The 17,413-nt window shown below is 64.0% G+C and carries 15 protein-coding genes; 11 read left to right on the forward strand and 4 right to left on the reverse strand.

Translation table 11 applies throughout. The features are described from left to right. The first annotated feature begins 19 nt into the window (after window positions 1–19). A complete protein-coding gene (locus ACOZK4_RS17825) occupies window positions 20–2,176 on the forward strand; it encodes a cellulose synthase (protein ID WP_421593039.1) in 2,157 nt (718 codons plus the stop codon). A 36-nt stretch (window positions 2,177–2,212) separates the two neighbouring features. After that, on the forward strand, window positions 2,213–2,572 hold the full coding sequence (locus ACOZK4_RS17830) for a hypothetical protein (protein ID WP_421593040.1): 360 nt from the start codon (window positions 2,213–2,215) through the stop codon (window positions 2,570–2,572). On the opposite strand, the gene ACOZK4_RS17835 is transcribed toward ACOZK4_RS17830, so the two are convergent. Continuing rightward, window positions 2,569–3,228 (reverse strand): glutathione S-transferase family protein, encoded by a 660-nt coding sequence (locus tag ACOZK4_RS17835; RefSeq protein ID WP_421593041.1) that lies wholly within the window; start codon window positions 3,226–3,228, stop codon window positions 2,569–2,571. The two genes, ACOZK4_RS17830 and ACOZK4_RS17835, sit on opposite strands and share 4 nt — an antisense overlap. A gap of 154 nt (window positions 3,229–3,382) precedes the next feature. Continuing rightward, on the reverse strand, window positions 3,383–3,526 hold the full coding sequence (locus tag ACOZK4_RS17840; protein WP_313529965.1) for a hypothetical protein: 144 nt from the start codon (window positions 3,524–3,526) through the stop codon (window positions 3,383–3,385). A gap of 159 nt (window positions 3,527–3,685) precedes the next feature. On the opposite strand from ACOZK4_RS17840, the gene ACOZK4_RS17845 reads away from it, so the two are divergent. From ACOZK4_RS17845 to ACOZK4_RS17865, 5 genes are all read left to right on the forward strand, one after another. Further along, a complete protein-coding gene (locus ACOZK4_RS17845; protein WP_421593042.1) occupies window positions 3,686–5,335 on the forward strand; it encodes a phosphoethanolamine transferase in 1,650 nt (549 codons plus the stop codon). 86 nt (window positions 5,336–5,421) lie between these two features. Then, window positions 5,422–6,078 carry a response regulator gene (locus tag ACOZK4_RS17850; RefSeq protein ID WP_421593043.1) on the forward strand — a complete coding sequence of 219 codons (657 nt, stop codon included), beginning with the start codon at window positions 5,422–5,424 and terminating at the stop codon, window positions 6,076–6,078. Next, entirely contained in the window at window positions 6,075–7,451 is a 1,377-nt protein-coding gene (locus ACOZK4_RS17855) for a sensor histidine kinase (protein WP_421593044.1), read from the forward strand. Before ACOZK4_RS17850 ends, ACOZK4_RS17855 begins: the two co-directional genes overlap by 4 nt. Before the next feature lie 172 nt (window positions 7,452–7,623). Beyond that, the gene (locus ACOZK4_RS17860; protein ID WP_421593045.1) at window positions 7,624–7,845 is read left to right on the forward strand and encodes a hypothetical protein; all 222 of its coding nucleotides are present in this window, start codon (window positions 7,624–7,626) and stop codon (window positions 7,843–7,845) included. 198 nt (window positions 7,846–8,043) lie between these two features. Then, complete coding sequence (locus ACOZK4_RS17865; protein ID WP_421593046.1) at window positions 8,044–8,820, forward strand: SDR family oxidoreductase; 777 nt, start codon at window positions 8,044–8,046, stop codon at window positions 8,818–8,820. A 3-nt stretch (window positions 8,821–8,823) separates the two neighbouring features. Here the strand turns inward: ACOZK4_RS17865 and ACOZK4_RS17870 are convergent, their stop codons facing one another. Then, the gene (locus ACOZK4_RS17870; RefSeq protein ID WP_421593047.1) at window positions 8,824–9,081 is read right to left on the reverse strand and encodes a hypothetical protein; all 258 of its coding nucleotides are present in this window, start codon (window positions 9,079–9,081) and stop codon (window positions 8,824–8,826) included. Between the two features lie 65 nt (window positions 9,082–9,146). Then, on the reverse strand, window positions 9,147–9,995 hold the full coding sequence (locus tag ACOZK4_RS17875) for a LysR family transcriptional regulator (RefSeq protein WP_421593048.1): 849 nt from the start codon (window positions 9,993–9,995) through the stop codon (window positions 9,147–9,149). Between the two features lie 129 nt (window positions 9,996–10,124). Between ACOZK4_RS17875 and ACOZK4_RS17880 the strand changes: the two genes are divergently transcribed. Genes ACOZK4_RS17880 through ACOZK4_RS17895 form a run of 4 tightly spaced genes read left to right on the forward strand, consistent with a single transcriptional unit; the run spans window position 10,125 to window position 17,395 of the window. Further along, window positions 10,125–12,575, forward strand: coding sequence for a GcvT family protein (locus tag ACOZK4_RS17880; RefSeq protein WP_421593049.1), 2,451 nt, complete (start codon window positions 10,125–10,127; stop codon window positions 12,573–12,575). Continuing rightward, window positions 12,572–15,019, forward strand: a complete 2,448-nt coding sequence (locus ACOZK4_RS17885) for a GcvT family protein (protein ID WP_421593050.1) — start codon at window positions 12,572–12,574, stop codon at window positions 15,017–15,019. Before ACOZK4_RS17880 ends, ACOZK4_RS17885 begins: the two co-directional genes overlap by 4 nt. Then, complete coding sequence (locus tag ACOZK4_RS17890) at window positions 15,016–15,861, forward strand: isocitrate lyase/PEP mutase family protein (protein WP_421593051.1); 846 nt, start codon at window positions 15,016–15,018, stop codon at window positions 15,859–15,861. The genes ACOZK4_RS17885 and ACOZK4_RS17890 overlap by 4 nt, the downstream gene beginning before the upstream one ends. Next, the gene (locus ACOZK4_RS17895; protein ID WP_313529992.1) at window positions 15,854–17,395 is read left to right on the forward strand and encodes a trimethylamine methyltransferase family protein; all 1,542 of its coding nucleotides are present in this window, start codon (window positions 15,854–15,856) and stop codon (window positions 17,393–17,395) included. Before ACOZK4_RS17890 ends, ACOZK4_RS17895 begins: the two co-directional genes overlap by 8 nt. Window positions 17,396–17,413 lie beyond the last annotated feature (18 nt).

A 17,413-nucleotide genomic window follows, 5' to 3' on the forward strand; every position in this document is an offset into this window, starting at 1 on the left:
GTACCGAAGGAAGCTCGGCATGAAGTCGATCCTCATGGCGGTCGTCCTTGCCTCGGCTGGAGCGGCCGGTGTCGCCGGCCTGTCCTTCGGCGTGCCCGATGGCTTGACGAAGGGCATGCCGCGCCTCGGCGTGGGTACGGACGACGTGGCGACCGGCAGCACAGACGAAGCTCCGACCGCCGCCGCCAAACAATCGCGGGTGGAGATCGCTCAAGTTGAGAGCGGTCAGGCGAAGACCACGCCGGTCGTCGAAACCGTGGAGCGTCGTCCCGCTGTCGACGAGAGCGCGTTGCGCTATTTCGCGTCGCGCGGCGATACGGCCCGGCTCAATGCCGAGATCGCGCGCCTGCGCGCGCTCTATCCCACCTGGACCCCGCCGGAAAATCCGCTTGCCGTGCCCGTCAACGAGGACAAGCAGCTGGAGGCGATGTGGGCGCTCTACAGCCAGTCGCGCTATGCGGATGTGCGTGCGGCGATCGCCGAGCGCCGGAAGCAGGACCCGCAATGGACGCCGCCGGCCGATCTGGTCGACCGCCTCGACGTGGCGGAGAAGCGCGCCGAGCTGATCACCGCTTCCAATGCCGGCAAGAACGAAGATGTCGTACGGCTCGGGGCGGAGACGCCGAGCCTGCTCACCTGCTCGGATGCCGATGTGCTCTGGCGCGTCGCGGAGGCCTTCGTGAAGACCGACCGCGTGCAGCGTGCCAAGGATGCTTATGGCTATATGATCGACAATTGCACCGACGCGCCGGTGCGGGTGGCGACCGTGCAGAAAGCCTCGACGCTGCTCGGCTACAAGGACATGCAGGATCTGCTGGCCCGCGAGCATGCCGGGCCTGACGGCGTCAAGGAATTCGACGCGATCCGCAGCGATCTCGCGCGCCGTTTCGTCGGCGAGGGCGATGAAGATCCCGAGATCACGGTGGCGCCGGTCTATCTCAAGCTGGTCGAGAAGCTGGTGACGGACGAGGGGCTGGCCTCCGATGCGTTGCTGCTCGGCTGGTATCACCTGCGGCGCGACCAGAACGCGGCCGCCGAACCTTTCTTCCGCAAGGCGCGGGCCGTCGAGGATTCCGCCTCCGCCTCGCAGGGTCTCGCGCTCATCCTTCTCGCCCGCAAAATGCCGGGCGAGGCCGAAGACGTGATGTATGCCTGGCGTACCACCTCCGATCAGGCGATGCAGACCTATCTCGCCGCGACCACCAATCTCCTGGCGCTCGATCCGCCGCAGAGGCTCGACGCCAAGGTGCTGAACCGCATCGCACAGGTGACGCTGGAGGAAAAGCATCCCGAGACGGGCGAGCAGTTCGGCTGGTATGCGCTGGCCATGGACCAGCCGGCCACCGCCGAGGAATGGTTTGCCCTGGTGCTAAAATGGAAAGCGGATTACGAGCCCGCCGCCTATGGTCTCGGCGTCGCACGGCTGCGCCTTCAGGACGAAGCCGGCCTTGCCGCCGTCAAGCAGGCCTGGGGCGATCGTTCCGAGCGCATCGCCCGGCTTGGCGAACAGGACGCGACGGACAAGAAGACCGAGGTGATCAGCGAACGCCAGCCACGGCTGGCCCGCACCGGGCAGCGCGTCGTTGCCCGCGAGGTCATCGAGGAGGTTGCCGCCCGGCCGCAGCGCATCGTGCGCACGGTGCGGCATGCCGCCAATACCGGGGCAGGGTGCCGTACGACGCGCAATCCTGCCGGCCTTGCGCCCGCAAGCGCGCTGACGCTCGGTTGGTGCCTGATGGAGCGCAACCGGCCGCTGGAAGCCGCGCAAGCCTTCGAGGTGGCTCTGAATGGCGAGGGGCGCACACGCAGCGATGCGGCCTATGGCCAGAGCCTCGCCTATCTGCGTGCAGGCCTGACCAGTGACGCCGCCGTTGCTGCCACGAAGGCCAAGCTCGATGGCAGCCGCGGAGCCGAGCTGCAGACAGCCATCCTTGCCGACCGGGCCGTCAGCAGTTTCCGCGCCAAGCGTTACCGTGAGACCATCGGCTATCTCGACCAGCGCAACCAGCTGCGCGCCGAGCCGACGGACCTGATGATCCTGCGCGCCTTCTCCTACAAGAACCTCGGCATGCGGGTCGATGCAGCCCGCCTGTTCGAGGCGCTCGGCGAAACCGGGCGGCAGGACGCCATCCGTGCCCTTGCCGAAATGCGCGCCGAAGACCGGCGGCCGAACTGATCGCGCTTCGGCCGCAATTCACAGGGAGGATGCGGCATGAAAATCCGGTATTGTCTTTCCGCGGTGCTGTTGTCGCTTGGCCTTGCCGCACCGCTTGCCGCGGCAGACGGCCTCTATGTCGTCTGTGACAATGGCCTGCGCTGTTTCAAGGCGCCGTGCCCGTCCTCGACCGTGCGCGATCTTGCCACGGGAAAGACCTTCAAGAGCATCTCGCCCGTGCTGGATGGACTGGCAGAGGCTGATCGGGAGCGCATCAACCAGACGGATGCGCTCTATTTCGGCCGGCTGGCGTTGCGCGGCCATGTCGAGATCAGGGAAAAGGCGTCCGTGCTCGTCGTGACCGGCGTGGCTCACAAGACATCGGCAGGTGAACGGCGCGGGTGTCCAGCCGGTTAATCGCGGTCCGGCGCACCGAGCGGAAAATACGCTCGGAAGGGGCGTCCTTCGTCCACGGCGCGTGCAAAGGACGGGCGGGCGAGCAGGCGCTTGCGATAGGCATGCACATGGGTGAAGGCCGGATCGATGGCATGCGTCCAATCCGCATAGAACAGGAACGGGCCGGCACCGCAATCGGCCAGCGTGAACGTGTCGCCCGACGCCCAGATGCGGCCCTCCATATGCCGCTCGAGCCAGGCATAGGCGCGTTCCAGCATCTCACGCGCTTCCTTGTCGCCATAGGGGTCGCGGTCGGCTTCCGCACGGATGGCGTTGAAGACGATCCTCTGCTGCGGCGTTGAAATATAGTTGTCGAAGAAACGGTCGAGCATGCGCACCTCGATCGCCCTGTCCGGATCGGCGGGAATGAGCCTCACCGGTCCCGGATAGTGCAGATCGAGATATTCGATCAGGATGGTCGCCTCCATCACCTGGCGGTCGCCATCGACGAGAATGGGAAACCGCTTGATCGGCCAGCGCCGCTCGAAATCGGCAAGGGTCTCCGGATCGTTGTGATCGAGCAGACGGTACTCGAACGCCGTGCCGTTCTCGTAGAGTGCTGTCAGCACCTTCTGACAATAGCTGGAAAAGGGATGGGCATAGAGAACCGGTTTCATGACGACCTCCACGTTTGATGCCCTTTTGTCGCAAATCCGATTGCGAAATGCAATCGGTTTTTCGGGAATCCAAAAGACACACGCGGACGCTGTCGAGCGACCGGTTTTTGCCTTGGGAACGATGGAGTAGATGAAGGCGTTGAAAAAAGCGGCTTCAGCCGGCCCGCCAGAGAATGACTTGCGGCACGTCGGCACCGCGCGTTCGGGAGAGTTGCACCTGTGCAAAAGGGATTGCCAGGATCATGACGACCAAGGCGGTCACGAACAGCGTTCCCGGGTTGAGCAGCTTCGATTTCAAACGTCACCTCATGCAGTGTCCCAAGTCTTATGGGGGCGGAAGCTGACGGGACGCTGAACGTCGCGTCAGCTTCGTTCAGCCTGCTGTCAGCTTGCCGGGGCAGGGACGGGCAGACTGGCGCATCCCCTGCGACGCGCCGGCGAATGACGGAAGGGAAAGATGATGCGCGAAGACACGGGAGCAACGAGCCGCAAGGGTCTATGGAGGCCAGAGCTCGGCAGCATCGCGGTCGCCATCCTGACGGCTCTCTATCTGCTGGCCATCACCAACCAGAGCTTCTGGTCGAAGGGCTGGGTTTATCTCGAGGGACGCCCGACCACCTTCGCCTCCATCGCCATCGGCGTCGCCTGCCTCTACATTGCGCTCTGTGTTGCCGTATCGGTGAAATATCTGATGAAGCCGATCTTCATCCTTCTCATTCTGGCGAGCGCCGCCGGCGCCTGGTTCATGGATCAGTTCGGTGTGGTCATCGATGTCGAGATGATCCGCAATGCCGCCGAAACCAACAGCGCCGAAGCGGGGCATATGATCACCCCCGGCTTCGTGCTGCACATGTTGGTCTTCGGCATCCTGCCTATTCTGCTGCTTGTCTGGGTGAAGGTGCGCCACCGCCCCTTCCTCTGGAAGGTGCGCGGCAATCTCGCCGTCATCGCGCCCGCACTGGTCATCGCGCTCGTCGCGGGTCTTTCGCATGCCCGCGTCTATGCCGCCGCCGTGCGCGCGCATCATGATTGGTTCGAGACGCTGAACCCCTTCGTGCCGCTCGTCACCGCCGTTCAGTTCGCGGTGGGTGAATCCGGGGACATCAACATCGTGGCGGCACCGCTTGGCGAGGATGCGCGGGTCAGCGATGGGCCGGTCGCCGCGCGCAAGCCGCGCCTCATGATCGTCGTTGCCGGCGAAACGGCGCGCGCCGACAATTTTTCACTCGGCGGCTATGAACGGGACACCAACCCGGAACTGGCGAAAAAGGACATCTTCTATTTCCCGCAGACGACGAGCTGCGGCACGGCGACCGCCGTCTCGCTGCCCTGCATGTTTTCCGTCTATACCCGTGCCGAATATTCGCACCGCAAGGGTCTCGCGACCCAGAACCTGCTCGACGTGCTCTCCCATGCCGGCGTGAACGTGGAATGGTGGGACAACAATACCGGCAGCAAGCAGATCGCCGCGCGTGTGAAGGAACGCTCGGTCATCAAGGACGGCGATCCGCGCTATTGCGGCAACGGCGAATGCCGCGACGAGGTGTTCTTCGGCGATCTCGACGCCTGGATCGGCTCGGTGAAGACCGACACGGTGCTGGTTCTGCACCAGATCGGCAGCCACGGCCCCGCTTATTCCCAACGCTATCCCGAGGATTTCAGGCGCTTCAAGCCCGATTGCCGCAGCGCGGATTTTTCCGAATGCCAGCGCGAGGAGATCGTCAATGCCTATGACAACACGATCGCCTATACCGACCACATCCTCGCAGGTGTGATCGACCGGCTGGCCGGCCAGCAGGACCGGCTCGACGTCTCCATGCTCTACATGTCGGACCATGGCGAATCGCTCGGCGAATTCGGCCTCTACCTGCACGGTGCGCCCTATATGATCGCGCCGCCGCAGCAGACCCATGTGCCCTTCGTGCTGTGGCTCGGCAAGGACGCCAAGGCGGCTTATTCGGCGGACTGCCTGAAGGACGAAACCACGAAGCCGCAGTCGCACGACAATCTCTTCCACTCGGTGCTTGGCATGATGCGCGTGGAAACCAAGGTGCGCGACCCCGCACTCGACCTCGTCTCGGCCTGCCGGCTCGGCGCGACGAGCTGACGGACCCAACCGGCTGGCGGATTTGACGCGTGCTTGCGAGCGAAAGGCGTGATGCCTATTGTGGCTCCCGGTTCCGGGAGTGTGGCTTGAGAATTCTTTTGATCGAGGACGACGCCGTTTTGGGCGAGGCGGTGCGCGATTACGTGGCCGGTCTCGGCCATGCCGTCGATTGGATGCAGACGCTTGACGACGGCAGAGGGGCGGCGAAGGCGGTCGATTACGATCTCATCCTGCTCGACCTGCGCCTGCCCGACGGCCGCGGGCTGACGCTGCTGACGGAACTGCGCCGTGCCGGCGCGGTGACGCCTGTCATCATCTTGACCGCCCATGACCAGATCTCCGACCGGATCGAAGGCCTGAACAGCGGGGCGGACGATTATCTCGTCAAACCCTTTAATCTCGGCGAACTCGGCGCGCGCATGCTGGCCGTGGCGCGGCGCTATGCCGGTTCTTCCCTGCCGGTCCTAGAGACCGGCGCGCTCTCCATCCAGCTCGCCGATCGCCGGGTGCTGCGCGATGGCAAGCCGGTCGATCTCTCCGGCCGGGAATGGGCCGTGCTGGCGCGGCTTGCCAACCGTCCGGAGGCCATCGTCTCCAAGAGCGAGATCGAGGAGGCGCTCTATGCCTTCGGCTCGGAGATCGAAAGCAACACGGTGGAAGTCTATGTCAGCCGACTGCGCAAGAAACTCGGTAGGGATTGCGTCGAGACGCTGCGCGGGATCGGTTACAGGCTGGGACGATGATCGAGAACGCGAACACACGCCGCGCTGCGCGCCCGAGACACCAAAGCCTCGCCGGCCGGCTGATGCTGTGGGTCACGGTCACCATCACGGCGCTGTGGCTCGTCGCGGTCGGTTTCGGCGCGCTGATCATGCAGGACGAGTTCGGCGAGATCTATGACAGCGCCCTGCAGGAAACGGCCGAGCGCCTGACGCCGCTTCTGCTCGACGATCTCAGAAGTCGGGACGATCCGGACGAACCTCAGCGCATCGAGGCGCTGCGCGCACCTGTCGAGGAGGAGTATCTATCCTATCAGGTGCGTGACCTGACGGGCCGTGTCCTGCTGCATTCGCATTCCGCGACGATGAAGCCATTCGAGGCGCCGTTGAAGGAGGGCTTCTGGCAGGCCGAGGACGGGCGCATCTATACCGCGGTGGCCGCCGACGGCGCGACCTTCGTGCAGGTCAAGGATACCGCCGAGGAGCGCGAGGAGGCGACACGCGAAGGATCGCTCGCCCTGCTTTTGCCGGTGCTGCTGATCGTGCCGATCACCATCGCAGCCGTCTGGTTTGCCGTGCGGCGCGTGCTTGCGCCGGTCGAACTGCTGCGCGCGGCGATCGCGGAGAAGGACGGCGGCAATCTCGCGGCCATCGAGGCGGCGCATCTGCCGCACGAACTCCAGCCGATCCTGCGCTCGGTCAACCTGCTGCTTTCACGCCTGCGCGCCGTCATCGCCGCCGAGCGGGAATTCACCTCCAACAGTGCCCATGAACTGCGCACGCCCCTTGCCGGCGCGCTCGCGCAAACGCAGCTTCTGCTTTCGGAACTCAAGGACAGCCCGACACGGGCGCGTGCGCAGCAGATCGAGGCATCGCTGCAAAAGCTCACAAAGCTGACGGAAAAGCTGCTCCAGCTCGCCCGCGCCGAAGCGGGCATTGGCGTTGCGGAAACCACATTCGATATCGCCGATGTCGTCGGCATTGTGGTCACCGATTTCCAGCGCGCCTGCGAGGATGCGGACCGTATCCATTTTACGAACAGGCTTGCCGCGCCGCGCCTTTACGAGGGCACGGCTGACGCCTTTGCCATCGTTCTGCGCAACCTCATCGAGAACGCGCTGTTGCATGGACGGGCCTACGAGCCTGTGGAGGTTGACCTTACGGGCGAGGGAAATGTGCGTATTTCCAACGGCTCGCCACCGCTTTCCGAAGCGGAGCTTGTTGCTGTGCGCAAGCGGTTTGCCCGCGGCAGGACCGTCGCTGCCGGTTCTGGCCTCGGCCTTTCCATTGCCGACCGCCTGCTTCAGCAGATGCGGGCAAACCTTGTGCTGACCTCGCCCGTGCCGGGCCGCATCGACGGCTTTCAGGCCGAGATCGTGTTTCCTGCCGCCGGATGAGGTTTTCCGGCGCGCCCCTGCGTCATTTCTGAACAATCTCGTTTTCCAGCATTCCAGCGCCGAAAGGTCCTGTGAATCCCCACAATTATTTTCATTTGGCATGTGAGAAATGTGTGGCTTTTTGCCGCATTGTGTGGTTTTCTGCGGGCATAATCAAAAAAAGGTGGGGAACATGGGTCGCAAACCGGAAGACTATGCGCGGCTTCTTGCCGGCGCACTCGACAAAATTCATGCAGCAGAATGCCATGGGGTCTCGGAGCCGCTGTCCGAGCACTGCGTGCGCGTGATCGGCCAGACCATCGCAGCCGCGATGGACGAGGCGCGAAAAATCCATATCGAACAGGAGCTTGTGGCGATGCGTGAACGCCGCGAGCGAATCCATCTGCATTCCTGACATAAAGATCGATCGGCTGCTCCGTGTGGGGTAGCCGCGCCTCTTTGCTGGTCAAGCGTGGAAACACGTCGTAGAACGGGCGCGCCCCGGCTGCGCCGCCGCTCCGTACCGCTTCCGCCGTTTCCGGCCTGGATGTTCGAACGGCCGCGTTCCGTGCGTCGGGCGTGACAGGGCAGAATAAAGCGGCGGAGGGCTGACATGACCGATTGGGGCAGGACCGGCAACGGCAGGATCGCACTGGTGACGGGCGGCGGCACGGGCATAGGCCTTGCCATTGCGCGGGGCCTGAGTGCGGAGGGATATCGGGTCGTCATCACCGGCCGCCGTGCGGATGTGCTGGAAAAGGCGGCCTCGGATATTTCCGGCGAGACCGGCAATCCCGTCCGGGCCATCGCCTGCGATGTCGGCAAGCCGGACGATGTAGCCGCGGCTTTCGATGCGGTGAAGCGGGACTTCCGCCGGCTCGACGTGCTCGTCAACAATGCCGGCTCCAATGTGTCGCCGGCCCTGCTGGAGGACATTCCGTTCGAGGAATGGTCGAGCATTCTTGCCGCCAACCTCACGGGGGCTTTTCTCTGCACCCAGCACGCCTTCCGGATCATGAAGGCGCAGCATCCGCGCGGTGGGCGCATCATCAACAACGGCTCGATTTCCGCGACCGCGCCGCGCCCGAATTCCGCGCCCTACACAGCGACGAAACACGCCATCACCGGCCTCACCAAATCGACGGCGCTCGATGGGCGCAAATACGACATCGCCTGCGGCCAGATCGATATCGGCAACGCCGCCACCGACATGACATCGAAGATGAATGCCGGCGTGTTGCAGGCGAACGGCGAGATCGCCGGCGAACCGACCATGTCGGTCAAGCACGTCGCCGATGCCGTGATCTACATGGCGAGCCTGCCGCTCGACGCCAATGTGCTGACCATGACTGTGATGGCGACCAACATGCCGTTCGTCGGGCGGGGGTAGGGGTTATCGCCGCCGGGGCTCGCCGCCCTCGGCATAGACCGTCTTCTGCTGGAACTTGAAGATGTGGCCGCAGCGGCAGCGGATCATGTGCCTGTCGGGATATTTCGACGGGCGCTCCGTGAGGAAGCCCGGCGGCAGCGCGTCGATCTTGAAATCCGGGTCCTTGCGCGTTGGCATATCGTCTTCCGAGACCTCGGCATAGCCGGAATTGCCGCACATGGCGCATTCGAGTTTGCGCGAATAGCGGTCGCGGGCGGCCATGGGCGATTCCTTCGTTGGGTGCGGTTTGCCCGTTAATAGGCATCGCGCCTGTTGGTTTCAATGCCTCATGCCGCAAGCAGCGCCTGGAGCACGGCGATGATGCGCCGGTGCTGGTGGGCGTGGCGGGTGCGCACGTTGACGGCGGCATAGACGGCCTGGGCGATCGGCTCGGCGCCTCCCACGCGGCTGACGGCGCCAGTTCGCAGTAGCCGTTTCGCATCCGCCTCCGTCACGAAGGCGGAGCCGCCGAGTTTCTGCATCAGGGCCAGGATCGCCGTCGTCTCGCCGCTGGCGATCGGCGCGGTGGAAAGCGCCGGATGGGCCTGCCGATGCAGCCGGTCGAAGGCGGGGGAATAAACGGCCTGGATATAGTCCTCCGGCCGCACATCCTCGATGCGGCTCACCTTGTTGCTCACCATCTCGTAATGCACGTCGCCGATACGCTCGTAGTGCAGGTCGGGCAGGTAATGCGGGGTGAAGAGGATGGCGAGATCGAGGTCGCCGGCACCGAGATCGCGGTTCATCTGGCTGGAATAGTCCACTTCCAGATAGATCGAGGTTCCCGGCAATTCCTTGCGCACCGCCGCCAGCCAGTCACCGGCATAATGGGCGGCCAGATCATGCTGCAGGCCGATGCGCATCGAGCGTTCGTAGGCGCCGGCCGTCTCCACCGCGCGCGTCGCCTCATGCCATTGATGCTGCAACGCTTTTGCATGGTCGAGAAAGCGCAGTCCGGCGGCTGTCGGCTGCGTGCCACCCTTGTTGCGGGCGAAGAGTTTCCGCGCAAACAGCGTCTCCAGTGCATTGATGCGATGAGTGACCGTCGATTGAGTGATGTTCAACCGCTCCGCCGTCCGGTTGAAGTTGCGGGTTTCCATCAGGTCCAGGAATGTCTCAATCAGAACGATCTGCATGAATGTGCCGTGTTTTTCCGAGTGTTTGACGGAAGTGTAATCGGTATTGTCGATTAATAAAGCGATTTTCGCCCGCTTGCCGCAAAGGCCGTTGATTGCCACAAATCCGGGACAACCAAGGGGAAGAGAATGTCCGCACTGCCAAGCCATGCCCGTGTCGTCATCATCGGTGGAGGTGCCATCGGGGCGTCGGCGCTGTATCATCTGGCCAAGGCCGGATGGACGGATTGCGTGCTGCTCGAAAAGAACGAGTTGACCGCCGGCTCGACCTGGCATGCCGCCGGCAACGTGCCGACATTCTCGTCTTCCTGGTCGATCATGAACATGCAGCGCTATTCGGCATCGCTTTATCGCGAGCTGGGCGATCTGGTCGATTACCCCATGAACTACCACGTCACCGGCTCGATCCGCCTCGGCCATTCCAAGCAGCGGTTGCAGGAGTTCAAGCGCGTCGTCGGCATGGGGCGCTATCAGGGCATGGACCTCGATATCCTCTCGCCCGACGAGATGCGCTCGAAATATCCTTTCCTCGAAACGCATGACCTGACCGGTGCGCTGTACGATCCCTATGACGGCGACATCGACCCCGCGCAGTTGACCCAGGCGCTGGCAAAAGGCGCGCGCGATATGGGCGCGAAGATCTTCCGCTTCTGCCCGGCCACCGGCGCGCGCCGCGAGGGCGACGAATGGGTGATCTCCACGCCGCAGGGCGACATCCGCTGCGAGAAGGTCGTCAACGCCGCCGGTTATTATGCCCGCGAGGTTGGGAAATGGTTCGGCCGCGATGTGCCGATGATGGTGATGAGCCATCAATATATGCTGTTCGAGGAAATCCCGGAACTCGCCGCTTGGTCGCGCGAGGCCGGCCACAAACTGCCGCTGCTGCGCGACGTTGATAGCTCCTATTATCTCCGTCAGGAAAAGACGGGCATGAATCTCGGACCCTATGAGCGGAACTGCAAGGCGCATTGGGTGACGCCTGATGATCCGATGCCGGACGACTTCTCGTTCCAGCTCTTCCCCGACGATCTCGACCGTCTCGAATGGTATCTGAACGACGCCGTCGAGCGCGTGCCGATCCTCGGCACCGCCGGCCTGTCGCGCATGATCAACGGCCCGATCCCCTATGCGCCTGACGGCAATCCGTTGCTCGGCCCGATGCCCGGCGTTCCGAACGCCTACGAGGCCTGCGTCTTCACCTTCGGCATCTGCCAGGCCGGCGGTGCCGGCAAGGTGCTGGCCGAATGGGTGACGGAAGGCGAGACGGAATGGGACATGTGGTCCTGCGATCCGCGTCGCTACACGGCCTTTGCCGCCGACAAGGACTATTGCGTCGCCAAGGGCATGGAAATCTATGGCCACGAATATGCCATGCACTTCCCCAAGCACGCCTGGCCGGCCGGTCGCGACCGGAAGCTCTCGCCGATCCATGACCGCATCAAGGCGCTCGGCGCGCAGTTCAAGCCCTATAACGGCTGGGAGCGCGCCAACTGGTATGCAGCGCCGGGCGATGATCTCTCGGAGCAGTCGACCCAGACCTGGAACCGCGAGGGGCCGTGGCGGCCGCGCATCGAGGCGGAGTGCCGTGCCGTCACCGAGGCTGCCGGCATTCTCGATCTGCCCGGCTTCTCGCGCTTCCGCGTGAAGGGCGAGGGGGCGACTGCGTGGCTGTCCTCGCTCATCACCGGCAAGGTGCCGAAGCCCGGCCGCATCGGCCTTGCCTATTTCTCCGACGACAAGGGCCGCATCGTCACGGAAATGTCGGTCATGATGCTGGACGAGGATTTCTTCTTCCTCATCACCGCCGCGACCGCCCAGTGGCACGATTTCGAATGGCTGCAAAAGCACTTGCCCAAGGATACCGCCTTTACCATCGACGACGTGACGGAAAACTTCTCCTGCCAGATCCTGTCCGGCCCGAAGTCCCGCGCCATTCTGGCCGATGTCACCGATGCCGACCTTTCCAAGGGCTGGCTGACGCATCAGAGCTGCCAGATCGCCGGCCGCTGGTGCCAGCTGGTGCGCGTTTCCTTTGCCGGCGAGCTTGGCTGGGAAATCCATACGAAGGTGGAAGATACTGCCGTGATCTTCGATGCCGTCTGGGCCGCCGGCCAGAAGCATGGCCTGAAACCCTTCGGCATGGAGGCGCTGGACAGCCTGCGCATCGAGAAGAGCTATCGCGCCTGGAAGGGCGATCTTTCGACCGACTACACGATCCTGCAAGGCGGCCTCGACCGTTTCGTCGATTGGGCGAAACCCGATTTCAAGGGCAAGGCGGCGTTGGAGCGGGAGAAGCAGCAGGGTGTCACCAAGCGCTTCGTGACGCTGACGGTGGAGGCCGGCGAGTGCGATGCGCCCTACATGTCGACGCTCTGGCATGGCGGCAAGGTGGTCGGCGAGACGACCTCCGGCAACTGGGGCTATCGCGTCGGCAAATCCATCGCGCTCGGCATGCTGAGGGCTGAGCTTGCCGTGCCGGGCACGGAAATCGAGGTGGAAATCTACGGTGAGCGTTTCAAGGCGGTGGTCCAGCCCGACGGCCCGCTCTTCGACCCGAACAATGAAAGACTGCGCGCATGAGCAAACCCATTCCCTCCAAGGCGAGAGCCGTCATTATCGGCGGCGGTGTCTCCGGCTGCTCGGTCGCCTACCATCTGGCCAAACTCGGCTGGACGGATGTGGTGCTGCTGGAGCGCAAGCAGCTGACGTCGGGTACCACCTGGCATGCCGCCGGCCTCATCGGCCAGCTGCGCGCCTCGCAGAACATGACGCGGCTCGCCAAATATTCCGCCGATCTCTACACCAAGCTCGAAGCCGAGACCGGTATCGGTACGGGCATGCGCCAGTGCGGTTCGATGACCGTGGCGCTGACGGAAGAGCGCAAGGAAGAGATTTTCCGTCAGGCTTCGCTCGCCCGTGCTTTTGATGTCGATGTGCGCGAAATCTCCGTCGACGAGGTAAAGGCGATGTATCCGCATCTCAACACGGCGGATGTTAAGGCGGCCGTGCACCTGCCGCTCGATGGCCAGTGCGATCCGGCCAACATCGCGATGGCCTTGGCGAAGGGCGCGCGGCAGAACGGTGCGACGGTCATCGAGAACGTCAAGGTCACCTCCGTCGTCACCAAGGACGGCCGTGTGACGGGCGTGACCTGCGAGCAGAACGGCGAGACCTTCACCATCGAGACGGAGAATGTCGTCAATGCCGCCGGCATGTGGGGGCGCACACTGGCCGATATGTCCGGCGTGACGCTGCCGCTGCATGCCTGCGAGCATTTCTACATCGTCACCGAGCCGATCCCGAACCTCCAGCGCCTGCCGGTGCTGCGCGTTCCCGACGAATGCACCTATTACAAGGAGGATGCCGGCAAGATGCTGATCGGCGCCTTCGAGCTGAAGGCCAAGCCGTGGGGCATGGACGGCATTTCGGAAGATTTCTGCTTCGACCAATTGCCGGAGGATTTCGATCACTTCCAGCCGATCCTCGAAAACGCCATCAACCGTTTGCCGATGCTGGAAACCGCCGGCATTCACACCTTCTTCAACGGACCGGAAAGCTTTACGCCCGACGACCGCTACTATCTCGGCGAAGCGCCGCAGCTCAAAGGGTACTGGGTCGCCGCCGGCTACAATTCCATCGGCATTGTCTCCTCCGGTGGCGCCGGCATGGCGCTGGCGCAGTGGATGAACGATGGCGAGGCGCCCTTCGATCTCTGGGAGGTCGATATCCGCCGCGCCCAGCCCTTCCAGCGCAACCGCACCTATCTGAAGGATCGCGTCTCCGAAACGCTCGGCTTGCTCTATGCCGACCATTTCCCCTATCGCCAGATGGCGACGGCCCGTGGCGTGCGTCGCTCGCCGCTGCATGAGCACCTGAAGGCGCGTGGCGCGGTGTTCGGTGAGGTGGCGGGCTGGGAGCGCGCCAACTGGTTCGCGAAGGAAGGCCAGGAGCGGGAGTACCGTTATAGCTGGAAACGGCAGAACTGGTTCGAGAACCAGAAGGACGAGCATCTTGCTGTCCGCAACGGCGTCGGCCTGTTCGACATGACCTCCTTCGGCAAGATCCGCGTGGAGGGTCGCGATGCGTTGGCCTTCCTCCAGAAACTCTGCGCCAACCAGATGGACGTCGCGCCCGGCAAGATCGTCTATACCCAGATGCTGAACGCCCGCGGTGGCATCGAGAGCGACCTGACGGTGACGCGCCTTTCTGAAACGGCATTCTTCCTCGTCGTGCCCGGCGCGACGCTCCAGCGCGACCTTGCCTGGCTGCGCAAGCACTTGCAGGACGAGTTCGTCGTCATTACCGATGTCACTGCTGCCGAAAGCGTGCTCTGCGTCATGGGGCCGAAGGCACGCGACCTTATGCAGAAGGTGAGCCCGAACGATTTTTCCAATGCGGCGCACCCCTTTGCCACGGCACAGGAAATCGAGATCGGCATGGGGCTCGCCCGCGCGCACCGCGTCACCTATGTCGGCGAGCTCGGCTGGGAGCTTTACGTCTCAACCGACCAGACGGCGCATGTCTTCGAGGCGCTGGAAGAAGCTGGCGCGGATGTCGGCCTGAAACTCTGCGGCCTGCACACGCTCGATTCGTGCCGCATCGAAAAGGCCTTCCGCCATTTCGGCCACGACATCACCGACGAGGACCATGTGCTGGAAGCTGGCCTCGGCTTTGCGGTGCGTACCAAGAAGGGCGATTTCATCGGCCGTGATGCGGTGCTGCGCAAGGAGGAGGAGGGGCTGAAGCGCCGCATGGTGCAGTTCAAGCTGACCGATGCCGAGCCGCTGCTCTTCCACAATGAGGCGCTGGTGCGAGACGGCCAGATCGTCTCGACCATCACCTCGGGCAATTACGGCCATTTCCTCGGCGGCGCCATCGGCATGGGCTATGTGCCTTGCGAGGGTGAGAGCGAGGCGGATGTGCTGGCCTCGAGCTACGAGGTCGAGATCGCCGGAACGCGGGTGAAGGCGGAAGCCTCGCTTGCGCCGATGTACGATCCGAAGTCGGAGAGGGTGCGGGCATGACCAGTCTTGCCGAACGCCACCAGCGTTTCCACGACCTGCACCAGTCGGGCTGCTTCGTCATCCCGAATCCCTGGGATATCGGCTCCGCCCGCATGATGGTGGCCTCGGGCGCCGTGGCGCTCGCCACCACTTCCGCCGGCTTCGCTTTCACGCTCGGCCGGCCGGACATGGGCCGGGTGACGCGGGAGGAAGCGTTGAGGCACGCCGAAGACCTCGTGCGCGCCACGCCGCTTCCCGTCTCCGGCGATTTCGAGAACGGCTTTGCCGATGCGCCTGACGATGTTGCCGAGACGATCCGGCTTGCCGCCGAAGTCGGCCTGTCCGGTTGCTCCATCGAAGACACGCAAATGGTCGACGGCAATCCGGCCTATGCGTTCGATCTTGCCGTTGAGCGCATCCGCGCCGCTGCCGACGCCGCCCGCTCGCTGGGTCGCCCCTTCATTCTCTGTGCCCGCGCCGATGGCGTGATGAACGGCGTCTATGATCTCGACGAGGCGATCCGCCGTATCCAGGCCTTCGAAAAGGCCGGCGCCGATCTCGTTTATGTGCCGGTGCCGCCGGGCGAGGCGGAGGTGCGCCGCGTCGTGCAATCGGTATCGACGCCGGTCAATGCGCTGGCCGCCGGGCCGCTGCGCCAACTCACCGTGCCGCAGTTCGCCGCCATCGGCGTGCGCCGCATTTCGCTCGGCTCGATGATCGCCCGCGTCACCCACGCGGCCATCGCCGAGCAGATGGACGCCATTGTCAAGGATGGCAGTTTCGCCAAATTGTCCGCCGCCGCGTCGGGGGACCTCATCAACAGAATGCTTGCCGCGGGAGCGGAGGAGACGGACTATGAGTGAAGCAGCAACCTTGTCCTCCCGCCGTGCCGGCGGCCGCGCGGCCCGTGTCGCGATGCGCGCAGCACCGCTTGCGGAAAACGTCCGCCCCATCCGTCCGGGCCTGCCCGGCGGCCAGTACAAGCCGCTGACGGAGGCGAATGTGCGCCGCATCCACGAGGCGGCCCTCGATGCGCTGGAAAATATCGGCCTTGCCAATGCCCCGAAATCCGGCGTGGAGATCATGACCGGCGCCGGCGCCATTCTCGGCGAGGACGGGCGCCTGCGCTTCCCGCGTGCGCTGGTGGAGGACATGCTGGCCGTTGCCGCGCGTGACATCACGCTGCATGGCCGCGATCCGAAATACGACCTCGAACTGTCGGGTACCCGCGTTTATTACGGCACGGCGGGCGCTGCGGTGCATATCGTCGATGTCGAGAAGCGCGAATACCGCGAGTCGACGGCGAAGGACCTCTTCAACGCGGCCCAGCTCGTGCACCATCTCGACAACATCCATTTCTTCCAGCGCGCGATGGTCTGCCGCGATGTGGCCGACAATTTCCTGATGGACATCAACACGCTCTACGGCTGCTGCGCCGGCACGTCCAAACATGTCGGCACCAGCTTCTCCGATCCGTCGCATGTCGCCGGCTGCTTCGACCTCATCCACATGATGGCGGGCGGCGAGGACAAGTGGCGGGCGCGGCCCTTCGTGTCGAATTCCAACTGCTTCGTCGTGCCGCCGATGAAATTTGCCGAAGAGAGCTGCATCACCATGGAGGCCTGCATCCGGGCCGGCATGCCGATCCTGCTGCTCTCGGCAGGGCAGGCGGGCGCGACGGCTCCCGCGCCGCTCGCCACGGCCATCGTGCAGGCCGTTGCCGAGTGCCTGGCGGGCGTCGTCTATGTCAACGCCATGGCGCCGGGCCATCCGGCGATCTTCGGCACATGGCCCTTCGTCTCGGACCTGCGCACCGGCGCCATGTCCGGCGGCTCGGGCGAACAGGCCTTGCTGACGGCCGGCTGCGCGCAGATGCACCAGTTCTACGGCCTGCCGGGCGGCGCCGCCGCCGGCATCGCGGACTCGAAGCTGCCGGATATGCAGGCCGGCTGGGAACAGGCGATCTCCAACGTTATGGCCGGCCTTTCCGGCCTCAACATGGTCTATGAATCGGTCGGCATGCACGCCTCGCTGCTCGGCTTCTGCCTGGAAAGCCTTGTGCTCGGCGACGATCTGCTCGGACAGGTGCAGCGTTGCGTGCGCGGCATCGATGTCACGGAAGACTCCGTCTCGCTGGAGACGATGCGCTCCGTCTGCCTCGATGGCCCCGGCCATTATCTCGGCGACCCGCAGACGCTGTCGCTGATGCAGACGGAATATGTCTATCCCGCCGTCGCCGACCGGACGAGCCCGAAGGAATGGGCCGAGATCGGCCGTCCCGATCTCGTGCAGAAGGCCATCGAGCGCAAGAACCGCATCCTCTCCGAGGCGGGCGGGCCGCTCTTCGACTTCGCAACGGACCAGGCGGTTCGCGAGAAGTTCAAGATCTATTTCTAAGGTATTGGATGAGCGTTT

The sequence above is a fragment of the Shinella sp. M27 genome, from assembly GCF_049199905.1.
Lineage (GTDB): Bacteria > Pseudomonadota > Alphaproteobacteria > Rhizobiales > Rhizobiaceae > Shinella.